At 69.1% G+C, this 569-nt stretch carries 1 protein-coding gene; it reads left to right on the top strand.

Annotated elements, in window-relative coordinates; all coding sequences use genetic code 11:
• Positions 1-569: translocation/assembly module TamB domain-containing protein (locus ACU8YE_RS24085; protein WP_446929874.1), on the top strand; the 569-nt coding region annotated here is incomplete at both ends.

The raw sequence follows: 569 nt of genomic DNA on the forward strand, positions 1-569 counted from the left end.
GTTCGTGGTCGACCGCGCGCTGTTCGACCTGCCCGAGCAATCGGCGCCGCACCTGTCGGACGACGTCGTGATCGTGCAGCCGGACGGCACGGTGCGCGGCGAGACGCCGACCGGCACCGCGGTCGCGAAGCCGAAGGCGGTCGAGGACAAGCCGGCGCCATCGCTCGCGCCGCGCGCGAACATCGACGTCGGGCTCGGCAACAATTTCCGCTTCAAGGGGCACGGCGCGGATCTGGGGCTGCGCGGCACGATCACCGTGATGAGCGCGCCGGGCGTGCCGCTGCGCGCGGTCGGCAACGTGCGTGTGACCGAAGGTTCGACGTACACGACGTTCGGCCGCAAGCTCGCGATCGAGAACGGCTTCTTCACGTTCAACGGCCCGGTATCGAACCCGGGCGTCAACATCCTCGCGATGCGGCGCAACCAGGAGGTCGAGGCCGGCGTGCAGGTGACGGGCACGATCCAGTCGCCGACCGTCAAGCTCGTGTCGGAGCCGAACGTCACCGACAACGAAAAGCTGTCGTGGCTGCTGTTCGGGCACGGCACCGACCAGGGCAACAACGTCGGCC

This window comes from Ralstonia sp. VS2407 (assembly GCF_052950655.1).